The organism is Streptomyces soli (assembly GCF_003999195.1).
GTDB lineage: Bacteria > Actinomycetota > Actinomycetes > Streptomycetales > Streptomycetaceae > Actinacidiphila > Actinacidiphila soli.
The window spans coordinates 18879-37325 of record NZ_RJVR01000310.1 but is presented as its reverse complement, the minus strand read 5'-3'; the positions used below and the strand labels follow the sequence as shown (position 1 = coordinate 37325).

The window sequence follows — 18447 nt, the reverse complement described above, 5'->3', positions numbered from 1 at the left end:
ATCGCGGCGACGACCTCGGTCGCCTCACCGGCGCGGGTGCGGCGGCGCTGGCGCGGGGTGCGGGTGCGGGCCGGGGCCTCCTCGGTCACGACGGAGGCCCCGGCAGCGGCCTTGCGGGGGCTGCGGCCACGGCCACCGGTCTCGCCGAGGTCCTCGACGGCCTCCGCGCCGAGCCCGGCGCGGGTGCGCTCGGCTCGGGGGAGGACACCCTTCGTACCGGCCGGGATGCCGAGCAGCTCGTAGAGGTGCTCGGAGGTGGAGTAGGTCTCCTCCGGCTCGTCGAAGGGCAGGTCCAGCGCCTTGTTGATGAGCTTCCAGCGCGGGATGTCGTCCCAGTCGACCAGGGTGATGGCGATACCGGACGCGCCCGCACGGCCGGTGCGGCCCACGCGGTGGAGATAGGTCTTCTCGTCCTCCGGCGTCTGGTAGTTGATGACGTGCGTGACGCCTTCCACATCGATACCGCGAGCCGCGACATCCGTGCAGACCAGTACGTCGACCTTGCCGTTGCGGAAGGCGCGCAGCGCCTGCTCGCGGGCACCCTGGCCCAGGTCGCCGTGGACCGCGCCGGAGGCGAAGCCGCGCTTCTCGAGCTGCTCGGCGACGTCGGCCGCCGTGCGCTTCGTACGGCAGAAGACCATCACGAGACCGCGGCCGTCGGCCTGGAGGATGCGCGAGACGAGCTCGGGCTTGTCCATGTTGTGGGCGCGGAAGACGTGCTGGGTGATGTTCGCGACGGTGGCGCCCGCGTCGTCGGGCGAGGTGGCGCTGATGTGCGTGGGCTGCGACATGTAGCGGCGGGCGAGGCCGATGACGGCGCCCGGCATGGTGGCCGAGAACAGCATCGTCTGGCGCTTCGCCGGCAGCATGTCCATGATCTTCTCGACGTCCGGCAGGAAGCCGAGGTCGAGCATCTCGTCGGCCTCGTCGAGGACGAGCGCCCGGACGTTGCGCAGGCTGAGCTTCTTCTGACCGGCGAGGTCGAGCAGCCGGCCCGGGGTGCCGACGACGACGTCGACGCCCTTCTTGAGGGCCTCGACCTGGGGCTCGTACGCCCGGCCGCCGTAGATCGCGAGAACGCGTACGTTACGGACCTTGCCGGCGGTCTGCAGGTCGTTGGTGACCTGCTGGCACAGCTCACGGGTGGGGACGACGACCAGGGCCTGCGGCCCGTCGACGAGGTCCTCGGGCTTGGCGCGGCCGGCCTCGACGTCGGCGAGGACGGTGACGCGCTCCAGGAGGGGGAGGCCGAAGCCCAGCGTCTTGCCGGTGCCGGTCTTGGCCTGGCCGATGACGTCGTTGCCCGCGAGGGCGACCGGGAGCGTCATCTCCTGGATCGGGAAGGGAGTGATGATGCCGACGGCCTCAAGGGCCTCGGCGGTCTCGGGAAGGATCCCAAGACTGCGGAAAGTCGTGGTGGTAGTCAGGATGCTGCCTCTTCTGTCTCGGTGCGCGGCACTGAGCGGTGAGGGGGGTCGAGCGCACGGGGCGCTGACCGCGCGGGGGGTGAGTACACAGCCGTGGGTGGCTGAGAAGCGCGGGACCACTGCCCTCGCATCGAAGCTCGTGCCGCGAGTGGCCCCCTCCCCATGTGAGGAGGGCGGTCGTGGAGCCGATCGGGCCACCGACCGGGCATCCATTGCATTCATGTGCATCATGCGTCACCCGCCTTTGAACAACCGGCGGGCTCATATCACTGTACCTCGGAATCACGCAGCTGAGGCGGATGGATTCTCCCGCGATGCGAGATGACGTTCGAGACACGCGGGTGACGCAGGGGTGACACGAGGGCTGGGAAGCGCGCCCCGGGGTGGTTGCCGCGCAGCCCAGGCGGGCTATTGTGCCCAGCATGGAGACGCCTGACGAGACCACCGAACCTGCTCCCGCCGCCACCGGGATCGCCGCCCTCGACTGGGCCACGGCCTCCGCCGAGCCGCAGTACCGCGCGGCCGTGACGGATCTGCTGGGCGCCCTGGCCTACGGCGAGCTGGCCGCGTTCGAACGGCTCGCTGAGGACGCGAAGCTCGCGCCGACCCTGTCGGACAAGGCGGAGCTGGCGGCGATGGCCTCCGCCGAGTTCCACCACTTCGAGCAGTTGCGGGACCGTCTCGCCGCCATCGACGCCGAGCCGACCGCCGCGATGGAGCCCTTCGCCGCCGCGCTGGACGAGTTCCACCGGCAGACGGCGCCGTCGGACTGGCTGGAGGGCCTGGTCAAGGCCTACGTCGGCGACTCGATCGCCTCCGACTTCTACCGGGAGGTCGCGGCCCGGCTCGACTCCGACACGCGCGAGCTGGTGCTGGCCGTGCTCGACGACACCGGTCACGCCTCCTTCGCCGTGGAGAAGGTCCGCGCCGCCATCGAGGCGGAGCCCCGGGTGGGCGGCCGGCTCGCGCTGTGGGCCCGGCGTCTCATGGGCGAGGCCCTGTCCCAGGCCCAGCGTGTCGTCGCCGACCGCGACGCCCTCTCCACGATGCTCGTCGGCGGCGTCGCCGACGGCTTCGACCTCGCCGAGGTCGGCCGGATGTTCACCCGCATCACCGAGGCCCACACCAAGCGCATGGCCGCGCTCGGCCTGGCGGCCTAGGCGCTGTCTGACAAAAATAGCGCCGGCCGCCCGGAGGGCGGGCCCCGCGGCGTCTGGTGCGTGTGATCGCAAGGCGGTGGGGGCACTCTCCCCCGGACTTCGTCCGGGGGACCCCCACCGGACGAAGTCCGGGGGAGATCGCCCTCGTAGTGGGCTACTCGAGCGACTCCGACAAGGCAGCGAGCGCGGGTGCCAGGCGTCGCGGGGCAGGCGGGATTTGTCAGACAGGGTCTAGGCAGAGGGTGGTTGCCCCGCCCGCTTATGCCGGGCGGGGCGATGACGCGCCGGGGCGTCGCTGGTCGGCCGGGCGGACCAGAAGCGAGAGCAGGGCCACAGCGACCGCGGCGGCTGCCGCGAGGCTGAGCAGGACGTGGCCGGAGCCCAGGATCGTGTGGGCGAGGAAGCCGCCGAGGAGGGCGGCGCCGGAACCGGTGGGCAGGACGAGGGCGCGGGCAGGCAGACGGGCGGGCAGAAGTCGTACGGCGGCGTATGCGGCGGCCAGCCCAAGGGCGGCGAAGGCGAGCGCTTCCCACATCATCGTGGCCCTCCCGGAGGATTGTTTCGGACGTTGACGGTCCTACCCCGCCCCCGGGGGATACGAAACGGCGGGCCGCTCCAATGACCTAGCGATCACCGGAGCCGCCCGCCGTTCTTGGCGAGAGCGTCTGTGCTCAGAGCGCGGCGCCGAAGCCGACCTTGCGTGTGGCCGGCTCGCCGATCTCGACGTACGCCAGCCGGTCGGCGGGCACGAGCACCTTGCGGCCGTGCTCGTCGGTCAGGCTCAGCAGCTTGCTGGCGCCGGAGAGCGCGTCGGCGACGGCCTTCTCGACCTCCTCGGCCGACTGCGAGCTCTCGATGTTGATCTCGCGCGGCGCGTGCTGCACGCCGATCTTGACCTCCACGGCTTTTGTCCCTCCGATGGTCTGGCGGTGCGGTGTACGGAGCAAACACTAGCCGTGTGCGGGCCGCGAGGAATCGCAGGCGGGAACGCCTACAGCGAACAGGGCGGAAGTCTCAGTGCTCCGCGCCGTGCAGCGGGAAGCCGGCGATGCCGCGCCAGGCCAGCGAGGTGAGCAGCTGCACGGCCTGGTCGCGGGGGACCGGGCTGCTGCTGGCGAGCCAGTAGCGGGCGACGACCTGCGACACGCCGCCGAGGCCGACGGCCAGCAGCATGGACTGGTCCCGGGAGAGTCCGGTGTCCTCGGCGATGACGTCGCTGATGGCCTCGGCGCACTGGAGGGAGACCTTCTCGACCCGGTCGCGTACAGCGGGCTCGTTGGTGAGGTCGGACTCGAAGACCAGCCGGAAGGCGCCGCCCTCGTCCTCGACGTACGCGAAGTAGGCGTCCATCGTCGCGTAGACGCGCAGCTTGTTGTCGGTGGTGGAGGCCAGCGCGGTCCGCACGGACTCCAGCAGCGATTCGCAGTGCTGGTCAAGCAGGGCCAGGTACAGGTCGAGCTTGCCGGGGAAGTGCTGGTAGAGCACGGGTTTGCTGACGCCGGCGCGCTCCGCGATGTCATCCATCGCAGCGGCGTGGTAACCCTGGGCGACGAAGACCTCCTGGGCCGCGCCCAGCAGCTGGTTCCTGCGGGCTCGGCGCGGAAGCCGCGTGCCACGCGGGCGCGCTGCCTCTGTCTGCTCGATGGCTGTCACGCCGCCTCCCAAGTGTTTCGTTCAGTGCATGCGGTGGCCATCGTACTTTTCAGTAGCCGTAGCGTGCGCAGTGCGAACGCACATTCTCACTGGCTGGGACTTCAGCGGTAGTCGTCCTCGTCCAGCTCCACGACGCGGGCCTGCTCAGCGGCGTCCGCCGGGTCGGCGTCGAGGGGGCGCTCGGTGATGGGGACGTCCCGGTGCTGGAGGAGATCGATGTGCTGTTCGACCGCGTCGGCTTCGGGGGCCTCCAGGTCAAGCTCGGTTTCGGCTTCGTCGTCGGCCTCATGGGCCTCGCTGTCAAAGGCGTCTTCGAATGTCTCGATGTCATCGGACACGGCTCGTCCCTCCTTGCCTTTCCCTACCTGCGAGCGTAGGAGAGAGTGCCCGGCGGTGCAGAGTGGCAACCAAAGGCTGTGAGAGCGAACACGCGATCGCACGCGTGATCGTCTCGTAATATTGCGCGCATGTCGTCGACGGAGTCCCCCGAAGCCGTACTCGCCGCCGTGCCCGTGCCGCCCTCCGGACCCAGAGCTGGGCAGGGCGAAGCGGTGCGCGAGGTGAAGCTGCCCGGTCTGACACTGAACGTACGTTCGCGGCCGGCGGCCGGTCCGGACAGGCTGGCGCCCGCGCTGTTCGTGCACGGCCTGGGCGGTTCGTCGACGAACTGGTCGGCGCTGATGAGCCGCCTCGACGACCGGTTGGCCTGCGAGGCGCTGGACCTGCCGGGCTTCGGCTACTCGCCGCCGCCGGACGATGGGAACTACTCGTTCGCCGGGCACGCGCGGGCGGTCGTACGGCTCCTGGAGGCGGACGGGCGCGGGCCTGTGCACCTGTTCGGCAACTCGCTGGGCGGGGCGGTGGCCACCAAGGTGGCGGCGGCCCGCCCCGATCTCGTACGTACGCTGACGCTGATCTCGCCGGCGCTGCCGGAGCTGCCCCCGCAGCGCAGCGCCCTGCCGACCGGGCTGCTCGGGGTGCCGGGCATCCCCGCCCTGCTGATCCGGGCGACGAAGGACTGGGCGCCGGAGCGGCGCACCCGGGAGCTGCTGGCGCTCTGCTACGGGGAGCCGGACCGGGTCAGCGAGGAAGCCTTCACCGAGCACGCGTCGGAGTACGAGCGCCGGGTGGCGCTGCCGTACTTCTGGGACGCGCTGTCCCGCTCGGCGCGCGGGGTGCTGGATGCTTACACGCTGGGCGGCCAGCACTCGCTGTGGCGGCAGGCGGAGCGGGTGCTGGCCCCGACGCTGCTGGTCTACGGCGGCCGGGACAAGCTGGTGTCCTTCCGGATGGCGGCGCGGGCCGGGCGGACGTTCCGGGACTCGCGGCTGCTGGCCCTGCCGAACAGCGGGCACGTGGCGATGATGGAGCACCCCGATCTGGTGGCGCGGGCCGTGCGCGAGCTTCTGGACGAGACCGACGGGAGCCGTAAGTAGCCGATGGGCAGGCACAGCGCACCGGGCGGCCGCGAGGGCCGCAGCGATGACATACCTGGCATACCCGGCGTTCCCCCGCCGGCCCCCGCCGATCCCGGCTCGGGCCGACGGCGCCGTATCGCCGGGTGGCGGCAGGCCCCGCCGCAGGCCCCCGGCCCGGCTCCGGCTCGCGAGCAGGCGCGGGGTCCCCGCCCCGAGTGGGCCTACGCGCACCCCGAGCACCGGGAGCACGCGGCCTGGGGTGACGCGGAGTCCTGGGACACCGGCTCCGGGCCGGCGGTCCGCGGCCTGCGGGCGCCCGAACTGCCGGACCCGGAGGTCGCCGAGCTGCTGGGCAGCCCCGAAGCCGCCGGCCTGGCCTTCGGTGCCCCGCCTGCGCCGAGGCTGCCGCAGCAGCGGAGGGCGGCCGTACGGGTCCCGGGGCCGCGCAAGGAGTTCGTCGATGCCTTCGAGACCCAGCACACCGCGCCGCAGCACACCGCTCCGGACAGCGAGGAACCCCCGAAGGGCGGCGGCAAGGGCCGTACCTTCGGCGGCGCGGCGGCGGCCGCCGTGGTGACGGTGCTGGCCGTGGTCGTCGCCGGGCAGTTGGCCGGTGGTGCCAAGGACAGCAGTGCGACGGGGTCGTCCTCCAAGACGAGCCGCGGCGCCGACGGCTCGGCCTCGCGGTCCGACGTCCGGTCCACGCCGTCCACCTCGCCGTCGGCCTCTGCCTCCGCCGTCACGCTGACGTACCACCAGGCCATGGTGCAGACATATCCCCTCAATCCTGGCCTCGCCCTCTCCGGGAAGTTCCGCACGGTCGGGGGACACCAGAAGGCGCCGGGCAAGGGCCAGGTGTACAAGGTGCGGGTCGACGTGGAGCAGGGGCTGTCGCTGGACGGCGAGGTCTTCGCCGAAGCGGTCTACAAGACGCTCAATGACGACCGCAGTTGGGGCCACGGCGATACGAAGACCTTCGAGCGGGTCTCAACAGGCCACGCCGACATCGTCGTTACGCTGGCGAGCCCGGGCACCACGGCGAAGTGGTGCGCGAAATCCGGCCTGGACACCTTGATTGAGAACGTGTCATGTGACTCGGCGTCGACTTCCCGCACGATGATCAACGCCTACCGATGGGCGCAAGGATCGGAGACCTACGGCCCGGACAAGATCTACATGTACCGCCAGATGGTGATCAACCACGAGGTCGGCCACCGGCTCGGGCACCGCCACGAGCTGTGCCCGAAGAACGGCGCGCTGGCGCCGGTGATGATGCAGCAGACGAAGTTCCTGACCCTGGACGGGGTGACCTGCAGGCCCAATCCGTGGCCGTATCCCAAGGGGTGACCCAGGTCACCTCATTGATCGTACGTTGATCTGGTTTTGACATCGGACAAGTGTGCGGCGGCTTGCGGCGGTGGCCTCTACTCTCGGTGGGCCCCGGGCCAGAATTGCCCGGGCATCGAGATGGCAGGAGTCCAAGTGCGGCGACGCGCATTCATCATCGGCGGGGTCGCGGCGACAGCCGCTGTGGCGGCCGGTGGCATCGGGTTGGCGACGGAGATGTTGCCGGGGAGCGTCGCGGTGCGCCGCAGGATCGGGTGGACGGGGCCGGACGGGGTGGTGCCGGATGTGCTGGCGGGGCTGATCACGCGGCGGAGGGTGACGTCGAAGGCCCGCGGGACGACGACGAACGTCGTGACGATCGCGCCGTACGGCGTGTCGGAGGCGGCGGCGCGCAAGTTGCCGGTGTGCGTGATGCTGCACGGCAGGGGGTCGTCCGCGAACGGGTTCGTGGCGCTGGGTATGCCGCAGTTCCTGACGAAGGCCGTCCGGGACGGGGTCGCGCCGTTCGTGCTCGCGGCGGTCGACGGGGGGCAGGCCTCGTACTGGTACGGGGCGCCGCAGCGGATGCTGCAGGAGGAGCTGCCGGGCTGGGTGCAGGCGGAGCCGAGAGCCGTGCTCGGGATATCCATGGGCGGCTTCGGGGCGCTGTTGTACGCGCGGGAGCGGGCTGGGCTGGACGCGGTGGCGCTGCTGAGCCCCGCGCTGTTCCGGAGCTGGGCGGACGCCCGGGCCGTGGGGCCGTTCGCGAACGAGGGGGAGTGGGCGGCGAACGAGCCGCTGCGCCATATCGCCCAGCTGCAGGTCCCGGGGCGGGACATAGGCCTGTGGTGCGGTCGCGAGGACCCGTTCCAGGACTCGGCCCGCGCGCTCGCGGCCAGGGTCCTCCCTGCCACTGAGTCCTTCGGGCACGGCGCACACGACATGGCTTACTGGCGCCGGGTCGCGCCTGACGCGCTCCGATTCGTGGGCGCGAGGGTCGCCGCCAACGCGTAACGCCTCCGAAAGTTACGGGCGTTCATCCGTTCCGGTGGCGCGGCGGACAACCGTCCATCGCGCCACCGCCCCCCGGCATACCGTCAACGCGCCGAGTCGAGGACGGAGAAAAGGGGCGCACGTGCGCATCGCATTACTCACAGAGGGTGGTTATCCGTACGCGCGAGGTGAGGGCGGCGCGTGGTGCGACCGGCTCGTACGCGGGCTCACGGGCCACGAGTTCGAGGTCTACGCGCTGGCGCGCGGCGAACGCACCGAGGCGGCGGGGCGCTACACCACGCCGCGCAATGCCAAGCGCGTCCGGAACCTGCCGCTGTACGGGCTGTTGCCCGAGGACGCGGCCACGCCGGTGCGCGTCCGGCGCCGCAGGTCGCTCGCGCTCGCGCAATTCCGTGATCTGGTGCAGGTGTTGGCGGAGTGCGGGATGGAGGCCGGGGCCTTGGCGGACCGTTTCGCCACCGCGCTGTACGGTCTCGCCGAGCTCGCCCGGGAGGACGGCGGGCTGCCGGCCCTGTTGCGCTCCGAGCACGCACTGCGCGCGCTGGAGGACGCCTGCCGCGCGCCCGGCGTACGGCCGCTGATCGGCGGGGCCGGGGTCCATGACCTGCTCACGGCCGCCGATCTGCTGGAGCGGGCGCTGCGGCCGCTGTCCGCGCCCTGGTACGAGCCGAACGGGGACGCGCTCGCGACTGCCGACCTGTGCCATGCCGTCTCCGGCGGCTCGGCGGTCCTTCCCGGGCTGCTGGCCAAACGGTTCTTCGGCACGCCGCTGCTGGTCACCGAGTACGGTGTGGGCCTGCGTGAGACGCTGCTCGCCCACCGCGCCGCCGGGCTCTCCGCCCCCGTACGCGCCCTGCTCGCCGCCTTCCACCGGCTGCTGGCCGGCGAGGCCTACCGAGAGGCCGCCCTCATCACGCCGGGCAACACGCACGCACGCCGCTGGCAGGAGCGCTGCGGCGCCGACCGGGCCCGGATCCGTACCGTCCACCCCGGCTACCCGGGGCTTGAGGCGCTTCCCGCGCCACCCGAGGCCGATGCGGCCGACCCGACACTGGTCTGGGTCGGCCGCATCGACCCGGCCAAGGACCTGATCGCCCTGCTGCACGCCTTCGCGGCCGTACGGCGGCAACTCCCCGGCGCCCGGCTGCGCGTCATCCACGGCGCGGTCGGCGGCCCCGCCTCGACCGGCTACCTCGCCAGCTGCCGCGGCCTCGCCGCCCAGCTCTTCCCGGACGAGGCCGCGAACGCCGTCAGCGTCGGTGAGAACCCCGTCACCTTCGAGCCACTCGGCGCCCCGGGCGCGGCGGGGCTCGGCGAGGCGTACGCCGCGGGTGACGTGGTCGTGCTCTCCAGCATCGTGGAGGGCTTCCCCGTCACGCTGGTGGAGGCGATGGCCTGCGGCCGGGCGACCGTTTCGACGGATGTCGGTGCCGTACGCGAAGTCATCGGCGGTACGGGCCTTGTCGTACCGCCGCGCAATCCCCGGGCCCTCGCCGAGGCGTGCGTCGCGCTCCTGCGGGACCCGGAGCGCCGCCACCGGCTGGGGGCGGCCGCCCGCGAGCGGGCCCTCGAGCTCTTCACCGTCGAGCAGAACCTCCGGGCCTTCCGCGAGACCTATCTCGACCTCGTCGCCCACCACGCCGCCGCCCCACCCCCCGAACGGGTCCCCTTCGCCCACCCCGCCGAAGCCCACGTCCCCGGCCGCTGGACCGCCCCCGCCTGGGCACTCCGCGAACCGGTCCTGGCCGGCCCCATCGCTCAGGAGGACCCCGCATGACCACAACCGAATCGGGTGGGTTGGGGGTAGACCGTCCGCCTTGGGGGTCCTCCCCCAGCCTGGCGGCTGGGTGGGGGTGCCCCCAGCGAAGCGAGGGGGAGTCCCCCCACCGGCCGGAGGCTGGGGGAGGAACTGGGGCTGGCCCAACCGGCCCGCTCCCGGCAACGGGCCCGCACCACGTCGGTGGGTGGCCGGGGTTGGACGAGCGGCCTGAGGCCGGTGGCCGGGTTGTGGGAGAACGTTCCGCCACGCGGAACGCCTGCCCACAACCCGAGTCGTCCGCTGCTGGCCCGGCACCGGCAACCGTGTCGCCGGTCGGCGGCGAGCCGTGGCCCGCGGAAGCGCCAAGCGCGCCGGAGCCCACCAAGGGCAACCGCCGGCGTGGTCCCGCGGACCCCGTGCGCGGGCTGATGCACCGGCATGCCGCGCTGTGCGCGAACGCCGTGGATCCGCTGGAGATCGCGGCGGGGCTGGAGGCGCAGGGGGTGACGGACCGGGTGGCCGGGGGGTTCCGGCACCGGGACGTGTTCGGGCTGGCGGAGGAGCTGTATGCGCGGGTGCCCCGGGGGGCGGTGCGGGCTGAGGCCGAGCCGCCCGCAGGGCAGCCGCCCGCAGGGCAGCCGCCCGCAGGGCCGCTGCCGGGGCCGCGGATCGCCCTGCATCTGGTGCCCGGTGCGATCTGTGCGGCCGGGGCGGTGCTGGGGCGGGCATGGGGGCCGGCGGTGGTGGTGATCGCGGTGCCGTTGACGCTGGCCGCGATGCTGGCGATCCTACGGGCCGGCCCGCTGCGGGCGCCGGGGCGGCTGGCGGCGGGCGGGGCGCTGTGGACGTGCTGGCTGCTGGGCTTCGCCGTGTACGGGGAGCGGACGCTCGACGCGCTGTCGGCCGGCGGGGGCTTCGCCGGGGGGCTGTTCACGCCGGCGAACACGGCGGCGCTGACCGCCATAACCCTCGCCCCGGCGCCCGCCGCATGGTGCGCGCACCGCTTCGCGGCGAAGGCCCGGGCCCATCTCGGGCCGAGCCGGAGCCTGGAGGAGTTCGCCGGGGCCGTAAGGCCGCTGCTGGCGGGCACGCTCGGGCTGTTTCTGCTGGCGCAGCTGGCCCTGCTGGGCGCCGCCTTCACCGCCGCCGGAGTCCCGGTCACCCCCGTCGGGCTCGCCGGGCCCGCCGCGCTGAGCCTGCTGCTCTTCACCGCACGGCTGCTGACCGTCCACGGCTTCCCGGACGTGGCGGTCGCCGCCACCGGGACGGCCTGCGCCATCGAGGCGCTCGCGCTGGTCGCGGCCTTTCTCCACCGGACGCCCGTCGGCCCGGCCGCCATACCGGCCGTCGCCTGCGGCTGTGCCGCGCTCGCCCTGGCCGCGTACGCGCTCGGCGTGCTCTCCCGGGCCTCGGCCCACAACCCGACACATGACCTGGAGCAATGAACGATGAGAGTCCTCCTGCTGGGCGCCGACGGGTTCCTCGGGCGCCATGTGGCAGAACGGCTGCTCGCCGACCCCGCCGTGCAGTTGACCACCCTCGGGCGCAGCGATGACGCCGACGTACGGTTCGACCTGTCCTCCGGCAGTCCCGGCGCCCTGGCCCGCTTCATGGACGCCGTCCACCCGGGGGTCGTCGTCAACTGCGCCGGCGCGATCCGGGGCGGTGCCCGCGAGCTGACACGGCACAACATCATCGCCGTGGCCACCGTCTGCGAGGCCCTGCGCCGCAGCGGTACCGGCGCGCGCCTGGTCCAGCTGGGCTGCGGCGCGGAGTACGGACCGTCCCCCGCCGGGTCCTCCACCGCCGAGGACGCGGTCCCGCGTCCGGGCGGCCCGTACGGGGTGAGCAAGCTCGCCGCCACCGAACTCGTCCTGGGCTCCGGCCTGGACGCGGTCGTGCTGCGGATCTTCAGCCCGGTGGGCCCCGGCACGCCGACCGGCTCCCCGCTGGGCCGGCTCGCGGAGGCGCTGCGCCGGGCGATGCAGAGCGCGGACGGTGAGCTGAAGCTCGCCGGCCTGAGCATGCAGCGCGACTTCATCGACGTACGGGATGTGGCGCGGGCCGTCCATGCCGCCTCGCTGTCCGCCGCGCAGGGCGTGGTGAACATCGGCGCCGGCCGGGCTGTACGTTTGAGAGAGATGGCGGCGGCACTGGCGCACGTCGCGGGCTACCAGGGCGTAGTGCACGAGCTGGACGATCCGCCCATCGCCTACCCGGACGGCTGCGGGGTCTGGCAGCAGGCCGACGTACGCACCGCGCGCGACCGCCTCGGCTGGCGGCCCAGGATCGCCCTGGAGGAGTCGCTCGCCGACGTCTGGATGGAGGCGGCATGCCGCGTCTGACCCCGACAGGACTACGCAGCCGGACCGGCAGCAGCGATCGGCTCGGCTTCGGAGTCCCCGCGTACGCCCACCCGCTGATGGCCCCGAACGAGTGGGCCGAGCTGGCCCGCCCGGGCACGCCGCTGCACTGGGTGGCCCTCAATGTCTCCCGGGGCCCGGGCACCCGGCCCGACCCGCTCTACACGGAGGCCGTCGGCCGGCTCCGCGAGGCCGCCGTCCCGGTGATCGGCGTCCTGGACACCCGGCACGGCGCCCGGCCCTTCGCCCAGCTGGTCTCCGACGCCCACCACTACCTGGACTGGTACGGCGTCGACGGCTTCTACCTCGAGCGGGCCCCGACCGAGCGCGAGGAACTCTCCGACTGCCGCCGGGTCACCACGACGCTGCGCGCCCTGCTCGGTGCCGAGGAAGGGGGCGACGGGCACATCGTCCTGGGCCACGGCTCCCACCCCTACCCCGGTTACGCCGAGGTGGCCGACCAGCTGGTCACCTTCTGCGGCCCCTGGACGGACTACCGCTGGTCCGAGGCCCCGCAGTGGACCGCCGGCTATCCGAAGGAGCGCTTCTGCCACCTCGTCCACGGAGTGCCCGGCCCGCACCTTGACAACGCGATGCGTATCGCCCGCTGGCAGGGCGCGGCCACGGTCTTCTTCACCGACCGTACGGACCACGCGGCTTGGGAGGGACTGCCGGGCTACTGGGGCGAGGTCTCCGGGCTCCTGCGCCGCCGGCCCTCCGACGACTGAGGCCCAGCATGTGACCTGGATCTGTCTCGCACCTCGGGACGGCGGTCTTGGAATGAAGACGGGCGTGGCAGTGTTACGGAGAAGGACAACCGTAATGACTTACCGACCAGCTGCATTGTTGAGGTCTCTGTGTCGCTGCCACCCCTGGTCGAGCCGGCCGCCGAGCTCACCGTCGACGAGGTCCGCAGGTACTCCCGCCACCTGATCATTCCCGACGTGGGCATGGACGGGCAGAAGCGGCTGAAGAACGCCAAGGTGCTGTGTGTCGGCGCCGGCGGCCTCGGCTCGCCGGCCCTGATGTACCTGGCCGCAGCCGGTGTCGGCACCCTCGGCATCGTGGAGTTCGACGAGGTCGACGAGTCGAACCTGCAGCGGCAGATCATCCACAGCCAGGCCGACATCGGCCGCTCCAAGGCCGAGTCCGCCCGTGACTCCGTCCTCGGCATCAACCCGTACGTGAACGTCGTCCTTCACCAGGAGCGGCTCGAAGCCGACAACGTGATGGAGATCTTCGCCCAGTACGACCTGATCGTCGACGGCACGGACAACTTCGCGACCCGCTACCTGGTCAACGACGCCGCCGTGCTGCTGGGCAAGCCGTACGTCTGGGGCTCCATCTACCGCTTCGACGGCCAGGCCTCGGTCTTCTGGTCCGAGCACGGTCCCTGCTACCGCTGCCTCTACCCCGAGCCCCCGCCGCCCGGCATGGTCCCGAGCTGCGCCGAGGGCGGCGTCCTCGGCGTGCTCTGCGCGTCCATCGGCTCCATCCAGGTCACCGAGGCCATCAAGCTGCTCGCGGGCATCGGCGATCCGCTGGTCGGCCGCCTGATGATCTACGACGCCCTGGAGATGACCTACCGCCAGGTCAAGGTCCGCAAAGACCCCGACTGCGCGGTCTGCGGTCCGAACGCGACCGTCACCGAGCTGATCGACTACGAGGCCTTCTGCGGCGTCGTCAGCGAGGAGGCCCAGCAGGCCGCCGCCGGGTCGACGATCACTCCCGCGCAGCTCAAGGAGTGGATCGACAACGACGAGAAGATCGAGATCATCGACGTCCGCGAGCCGAACGAGTACGAGATCGTCTCCATCCCGGGCGCCAAGCTGATCCCGAAGAACGAGTTCCTGATGGGCAACGCCCTCCAGGACCTCCCGCAGGACCGCCGGATCGTCCTGCACTGCAAGACGGGCGTACGCAGCGCGGAGGTGCTGGCCGTCCTGAAGTCCGCGGGCTTCGCCGACGCCGTCCACGTGGGCGGCGGCGTGATCGGCTGGGTCAACACGGTGGAGCCGCACAAGCCGGTCTACTAGAGCGTTCGTTCCTCCGAAGGGCCCGGGTCGACTACCGACCAGGGCCCTTCGTGCATTCCGGAACTTCTCGGCGGTCCAGGCCAGTTGGCGGCCTGGCCGACGGCGTTCTCGATCACGTCCGGCTTGTTGGTGATGATGCCGTCGACCCCCATCGCGGTAAGCGTCGCGGCCTCCCTGGCGTGGTCCACCGTCCAGGCGTTGACCTGCATCGGCACTCCGTGCGGGCCGCGGTGCCGGTGCACGGCGTCTACGTACGACAACGTCACGGTCTTCTCGTCCGGGTTGATCTGGTCGGCGAAGGCCGCGTACGAGCGGAGGTCGGCGGTGTCCGGATTGCCGAGGAAACCGGTGTGGACGCTGGGGCGCAGGCGGTGCGTGGTCCGCAGGGCGGCGACGCTGAAGCTCTGGATGACCAGCCGGTGCGTCACATGGGCCTTGTCGAGCCAGCCCTCCTTGCGGAGCAGGGTGAGGGTCTGCGACTCGACGCCCGGGTAGAGCTGCGGCTGCTTCAACTCCAGCAGAACGCCCTGTCCGGTGCGGTCGAGTTGCTCCAGGTACTGCTTGAGGGTGGGGATGCGCTCGCCGGCGTACTTCCGGCTGAACCACCCTCCTGCGTCAAGGCGCTTGATCTCCTTGAGCGTGAAGTCCTTGACCCGCCATGGCGAGCGCTTCGGGTACAGCTTCTCGACGTTGGTCGTCCTGGAGAGCGTCGCGTCGTGGATGACGACCAGCCGCCCGTCCTTCGTGCGCTGCACGTCGTTCTCGACCCAACTGATGCCCAGCCGGTGCGCGTTGCGGATCGCGGCGAGCGTGTTCTCGGGTGCGTACGCGGCTCCCGCCCGGTGGGCGTACACCGTCGGGCTTCTGAAGGCGGCGTAGGCGGGGCCCGTCGGGAAGATGAGGCCCGCCACTGCCAGCAGGGCTCCCGTCGCGGTCCCGATGGTGCGGATGCGATGCATGCGGGGGACTCCTCGCGTCTGCCGACTTCCCTACGTCATCTCAGCCTGGCAGAGCGGAGTGTCCGGAGCGCACCGATTTAGGCCGACACGGTGTTGCGTCCGTTCGGCCTACCTAGCGTGCACATTGTGTGATGAGAGGTAACGCTATGAAACGAAAGGCTCTGGCTCACAGAGCGAAAGTAGCGCTCACCAAAGGGAGACACCTATGCGTATCCGTCGTCTGCTCGCCAGCGGTGCTATTAGCGCCGCGGCTCTCACGGCGATCGTCGGTTCCGCGGCGCCCGCGATGGCCCACGACGGCGACTGGGGCCGTCCGTGCCACCACGGCTCGGGGTTCGGGTCCGGCCACGATGGCTGGGGCCACGATGGCTGGGGCCGCAACGATGGCTGGGGCGGCCGCAACGATGGCTGGGGCGGCCGCAACGATGGCTGGGGCGGCCGCAACGATGGCTGGGGCCGCGGTGGCTTCGGCAACAAGGGCTTCGGCCACAAGGGCTTCGGCCGCGACTGTGACCACGGCCGGTTCGGCAACGACGGCTGGAATGGCGGCCGCTGGGACGGCCGCCACGATGGCTGGAAGGGCGGCGGCCGTTGGAACGACCGCGACTGTGACCACGGCCGCGGGTTCGGCAACCACTGGCGCTTCTGACGGCTGTCGTTGAGCCGCTTTCGTGCCAGACAGGGCGCCCGTGTTCGGCGTGAGCCGCGCCCGGGCGCCCTACTCCGTGCGCTTGGCCCGGCTCGGCTGCACCCGCAGCGGCTCGCCCGGCATCTTCGGGTGGTCCGGCGGGTACGGCATGTCGCCGAGGCCGTGCTGGAGCTCGTCGCGAGCGGCGAGCTCCAGCACGGCGTCCAGGCGGCACACGCTGCCCGGGTCGTCCATGCCGGCGTGGACGTCGCCGACCTCGGCGAAGCGCGCCGGCATCGTGCCGAGGTCGAAGTCCTCGGGGCGGGCGTCCGGCACCTCGTCCCAGCGCAGCGGGGCGGAGACGGGGGCCTGCGGCGTGGGGCGGATCGAGTAGGCGCAGGCGATGGTGCGGTCGCGGGCCGTCTGGTTGTAGTCGACGAAGATCTTCTCGCCCCGCTCCTCCTTCCACCACTTGCTGGTCACCTGCTCCGGCATCCGCCGCTCCAGCTCGCGCGCGATCGCGATGGCCGCGCGCCGCACCTGGGTGAAGTTCCACTCGGGGGAGATCGGTACGAAGACGTGCAGGCCCCGCCCGCCGGACGTCTTCGGCCAGCCGCGCAGCCCCAGCTCCTCCAGCAGGTCGTGCAGCTCGTGCGCGGCCCGTACGGCGTCGGCGTAGTCGGTGCCCGGCTGTGGGTCGAGGTCGATGCGCAGCTCGTCCGGGTGCTCCAGGTCCTCACGGCGCACCGGCCACGGGTGGAAGGTCAGGCACCCCAGATTCGCGCCCCAGACTACGGCCGCCGGCTCGGTCGGGCAGATCTCGTCCGCGTACCGACCGCTCGGAAAGCGGATCCGCCCGGTCGGGATCCAGTCGGGGAGGTTCTTCGGGGCCCGCTTCTGGAAGAACGATTCGCCGGTCACCCCGTCCGGGTACCGCTCCAGCGTCGTCGGCCGGTCGCGAAGCGCCCGCAGGATGCCGTCCCCGACGGCGATGTAGTACTGGGCGATGTCCAGCTTGGTGAAGCCGCGCTCGGGGAAGTACACCTTGCCCGGATTCGACAGCCTCACCGTGCGGTCGCCGACGGTCAGTTCCACGGCTTCACCCATGCGGCCACGGTAGGTCCGACGGGCGCGATGCGCCTCCTGGGCGCACAATCGGGCTCATGGACCTGCCGGTGATGCCCCCCGTCAAGCCGATGCTGGCCAAGTCGGCAGCGAAGATCCCGCCGGGGATGCTGTACGAGGGCAAGTGGGACGGCTTCCGGGCGATCGTGTTCCGCGACGGGGACGAGGTGGAGATCGGCAGCCGTACGGGCAAGCCGCTGACCCGGTATTTCCCCGAGGTGGTGGAGGCCGTACGGGCGGAGCTTCCGCCGAGAGCGGTGGTGGACGGCGAGATCGTGATCGCCACCGGCGGGCGGCTGGACTTCGACGCGCTGCTGGAGCGGATCCACCCGGCCGCCTCCCGGGTGCGGACGCTGGCGGAACGTACGCCGGCGTCCTTCGTCGCTTTCGATCTGCTGGCGCTGGGCGACTCGTCCCTGATGGGCGACCCGCTGACCTGGCGCCGCCAGGCGCTGGTCGACGCGCTGGGCACGGCCCGGCCACCGGTGCACGTCGCGCCGGCGACCACCGACATCGAGCTGGCCCGGCAGTGGTTCGACCAGTTCGAGGGCGCCGGCCTGGACGGCGTCGTCGCCAAACGGCTGGACCTCGGCTACCGGCCCGACGAGCGCGTCATGATCAAGGTCAAGCACGAGCGCACCGCCGACTGCGTCCTCGCCGGCTACCGCCTCCACAAGAGCGGCCCCGTCGTCGGCTCCCTGCTGCTCGGCCTGTACGACGCCGGGGGCCGCCTCCAGCACGTCGGCGTCTGCGCGTCCTTCCCGATGGCCCGGCGCGCGGCCCTGGTGGAGGAGCTGGAGCCACGTCGTATGCCCTCGGCCGAAGGCCATCCCTGGGCCGAATGGGCGGAAGCCGACGCCGCCGCCACCGGCCGCATGCCCGGCGCCCAGAGCCGCTGGAGCGCCGGCAAGGACCTCTCCTGGGTGCCGCTCCGGCCCGAGCGCGTGGTCGAGGTCGCCTACGACCACATGCAGGGCGACCGCTTCCGCCACACTGTCCAATTCCGCCGCTGGCGCGACGACCGCGACCCCTCCAGCTGCACCTATGCCCAGCTGGAAGAGCCGGTCAACTTCGACCTCGCGGACGTCCTCACCTGACGTGGCTGAAGGCGCCAACCGTGCTGGAGTCGCCCGCGCTGTCACTCGACAGGGTGATTTGACTCACCCCCGAATCGGCACCCACAGCTCGATCTGATCGCGCCGCCGGTAGAACTCGACCGGCGGCCGAACCTCATCGACCTGCGCCATCGCCCGCAGCTCGGCCATCCCGTCGGCGATGTGCCCGTAGATCAGGGGAGGCTCACCGAAGATTTTGCCGCGCAGGTACCAACCCCCGGCCAGGGTGCCCAGTTGCAGGCCCAGACGGTCGGGACGGTCGTCCTGCCTGACCGGAGTGCAGACCGTGTATGTGTTCTGGTCCTCGTTGATCTGCGCGTACATCTTGCGTCCGCGCAGTCCGACCAGCCTGCTGAATACGGGTCAGCTCGTCGACGGTGGTCTGCTGCATGACGGTGACTTCCGCCCGATCGAGGCGATCGGGCGGGACAGAGAAAACCGATGACGTCATGACAGAAATACAA

General features: G+C 71.7%; 19 protein-coding genes. 11 read left to right on the top strand and 8 right to left on the bottom strand.

Going from position 1 to position 18447, the window contains the following annotated elements:
• The coding region (locus EFK10_RS35560) for a DEAD/DEAH box helicase (protein ID WP_407647219.1) at positions 1-1328 on the bottom strand (1328 nt) is incomplete at its 3' end.
• A gap of 521 nt (positions 1329-1849) precedes the next feature.
• Here EFK10_RS35560 and EFK10_RS35555 point away from each other — a divergent pair.
• Positions 1850-2587, top strand: a complete 738-nt coding sequence (locus EFK10_RS35555) for a ferritin-like fold-containing protein (RefSeq protein WP_127359771.1) — start codon at positions 1850-1852, stop codon at positions 2585-2587.
• A gap of 259 nt (positions 2588-2846) precedes the next feature.
• Here the strand turns inward: EFK10_RS35555 and EFK10_RS35550 are convergent, their stop codons facing one another.
• The 4 genes from EFK10_RS35550 to EFK10_RS35535 all read right to left on the bottom strand — a co-directional run bounded on the left by EFK10_RS35550 (position 2847) and on the right by EFK10_RS35535 (position 4578).
• A complete protein-coding gene (locus tag EFK10_RS35550) occupies positions 2847-3125 on the bottom strand; it encodes a hypothetical protein (protein WP_127359770.1) in 279 nt (92 codons plus the stop codon).
• A 133-nt stretch (positions 3126-3258) separates the two neighbouring features.
• On the bottom strand, positions 3259-3489 hold the full coding sequence (locus tag EFK10_RS35545; RefSeq protein WP_127359769.1) for a DUF3107 domain-containing protein: 231 nt from the start codon (positions 3487-3489) through the stop codon (positions 3259-3261).
• Between the two features lie 112 nt (positions 3490-3601).
• A complete protein-coding gene (locus EFK10_RS35540) occupies positions 3602-4240 on the bottom strand; it encodes a TetR/AcrR family transcriptional regulator (protein ID WP_127359768.1) in 639 nt (212 codons plus the stop codon).
• 101 nt (positions 4241-4341) lie between these two features.
• On the bottom strand, positions 4342-4578 hold the full coding sequence (locus tag EFK10_RS35535; RefSeq protein WP_240677669.1) for a hypothetical protein: 237 nt from the start codon (positions 4576-4578) through the stop codon (positions 4342-4344).
• Positions 4579-4707: 129 nt separating this feature from the next.
• On the opposite strand from EFK10_RS35535, the gene EFK10_RS35530 reads away from it, so the two are divergent.
• From EFK10_RS35530 to moeZ, 8 genes are all read left to right on the top strand, one after another.
• Entirely contained in the window at positions 4708-5676 is a 969-nt protein-coding gene (locus EFK10_RS35530) for an alpha/beta fold hydrolase (protein ID WP_127359767.1), read from the top strand.
• 3 nt (positions 5677-5679) lie between these two features.
• On the top strand, positions 5680-7005 hold the full coding sequence (locus EFK10_RS35525; protein WP_127359766.1) for a DUF3152 domain-containing protein: 1326 nt from the start codon (positions 5680-5682) through the stop codon (positions 7003-7005).
• Between the two features lie 135 nt (positions 7006-7140).
• Positions 7141-7998 carry an alpha/beta hydrolase gene (locus EFK10_RS35520; RefSeq protein WP_206305723.1) on the top strand — a complete coding sequence of 286 codons (858 nt, stop codon included), beginning with the start codon at positions 7141-7143 and terminating at the stop codon, positions 7996-7998.
• A gap of 121 nt (positions 7999-8119) precedes the next feature.
• Positions 8120-9775 (top strand): GT4 family glycosyltransferase PelF, encoded by a 1656-nt coding sequence (gene pelF / locus EFK10_RS35515; RefSeq protein ID WP_127359764.1) that lies wholly within the window; start codon positions 8120-8122, stop codon positions 9773-9775.
• A 398-nt stretch (positions 9776-10173) separates the two neighbouring features.
• Positions 10174-11202 carry a hypothetical protein gene (locus EFK10_RS35510; protein ID WP_240677668.1) on the top strand — a complete coding sequence of 343 codons (1029 nt, stop codon included), beginning with the start codon at positions 10174-10176 and terminating at the stop codon, positions 11200-11202.
• Between the two features lie 3 nt (positions 11203-11205).
• Positions 11206-12102 (top strand): NAD-dependent epimerase/dehydratase family protein, encoded by an 897-nt coding sequence (locus EFK10_RS35505; RefSeq protein WP_127359762.1) that lies wholly within the window; start codon positions 11206-11208, stop codon positions 12100-12102.
• Complete coding sequence (locus EFK10_RS35500) at positions 12090-12848, top strand: spherulation-specific family 4 protein (RefSeq protein ID WP_127359761.1); 759 nt, start codon at positions 12090-12092, stop codon at positions 12846-12848. Before EFK10_RS35505 ends, EFK10_RS35500 begins: the two co-directional genes overlap by 13 nt.
• A gap of 129 nt (positions 12849-12977) precedes the next feature.
• Positions 12978-14156, top strand: coding sequence for an adenylyltransferase/sulfurtransferase MoeZ (moeZ, locus tag EFK10_RS35495; protein WP_127359760.1), 1179 nt, complete (start codon positions 12978-12980; stop codon positions 14154-14156).
• On the opposite strand, the gene EFK10_RS35490 is transcribed toward moeZ, so the two are convergent.
• Positions 14153-15115 carry a glycerophosphodiester phosphodiesterase gene (locus EFK10_RS35490; RefSeq protein ID WP_127359759.1) on the bottom strand — a complete coding sequence of 321 codons (963 nt, stop codon included), beginning with the start codon at positions 15113-15115 and terminating at the stop codon, positions 14153-14155. The two genes, moeZ and EFK10_RS35490, sit on opposite strands and share 4 nt — an antisense overlap.
• A gap of 205 nt (positions 15116-15320) precedes the next feature.
• Here EFK10_RS35490 and EFK10_RS35485 point away from each other — a divergent pair, with 205 nt between their 5' ends.
• Positions 15321-15764, top strand: a complete 444-nt coding sequence (locus EFK10_RS35485; RefSeq protein WP_206305722.1) for a hypothetical protein — start codon at positions 15321-15323, stop codon at positions 15762-15764.
• Between the two features lie 69 nt (positions 15765-15833).
• Here EFK10_RS35485 and ligD read toward each other — a convergent pair whose 3' ends face one another.
• Entirely contained in the window at positions 15834-16850 is a 1017-nt protein-coding gene (gene ligD, locus EFK10_RS35480; RefSeq protein WP_127359758.1) for a non-homologous end-joining DNA ligase, read from the bottom strand.
• Positions 16851-16906: 56 nt separating this feature from the next.
• Here ligD and EFK10_RS35475 point away from each other — a divergent pair, with 56 nt between their 5' ends.
• Positions 16907-17965 (top strand): ATP-dependent DNA ligase, encoded by a 1059-nt coding sequence (locus EFK10_RS35475; protein WP_127359757.1) that lies wholly within the window; start codon positions 16907-16909, stop codon positions 17963-17965.
• A 63-nt stretch (positions 17966-18028) separates the two neighbouring features.
• Here EFK10_RS35475 and EFK10_RS35470 read toward each other — a convergent pair whose 3' ends face one another.
• Positions 18029-18307, bottom strand: coding sequence for a hypothetical protein (locus EFK10_RS35470; protein WP_127359756.1), 279 nt, complete (start codon positions 18305-18307; stop codon positions 18029-18031).
• Between the last annotated feature and the right edge of the window lie 140 nt (positions 18308-18447).

Coding starts and splice junctions, on each gene's coding strand:
- EFK10_RS35555 (WP_127359771.1), top strand. CDS start 1,850: ATGGAGACGCCTGACGAGACCACCGAACCTGCTCCCGCCGCCACCGGG.
- EFK10_RS35490 (WP_127359759.1), bottom strand. CDS start 15,115: ATGCATCGCATCCGCACCATCGGGACCGCGACGGGAGCCCTGCTGGCA.
- ligD (WP_127359758.1), bottom strand. CDS start 16,850: ATGGGTGAAGCCGTGGAACTGACCGTCGGCGACCGCACGGTGAGGCTG.
- EFK10_RS35525 (WP_127359766.1), top strand. CDS start 5,680: ATGGGCAGGCACAGCGCACCGGGCGGCCGCGAGGGCCGCAGCGATGAC.
- EFK10_RS35505 (WP_127359762.1), top strand. CDS start 11,206: ATGAGAGTCCTCCTGCTGGGCGCCGACGGGTTCCTCGGGCGCCATGTG.
- EFK10_RS35475 (WP_127359757.1), top strand. CDS start 16,907: ATGGACCTGCCGGTGATGCCCCCCGTCAAGCCGATGCTGGCCAAGTCG.
- EFK10_RS35500 (WP_127359761.1), top strand. CDS start 12,090: ATGCCGCGTCTGACCCCGACAGGACTACGCAGCCGGACCGGCAGCAGC.
- EFK10_RS35530 (WP_127359767.1), top strand. CDS start 4,708: ATGTCGTCGACGGAGTCCCCCGAAGCCGTACTCGCCGCCGTGCCCGTG.
- EFK10_RS35550 (WP_127359770.1), bottom strand. CDS start 3,125: ATGATGTGGGAAGCGCTCGCCTTCGCCGCCCTTGGGCTGGCCGCCGCA.
- EFK10_RS35485 (WP_206305722.1), top strand. CDS start 15,321: ATGCGTATCCGTCGTCTGCTCGCCAGCGGTGCTATTAGCGCCGCGGCT.
- EFK10_RS35470 (WP_127359756.1), bottom strand. CDS start 18,307: ATGTACGCGCAGATCAACGAGGACCAGAACACATACACGGTCTGCACT.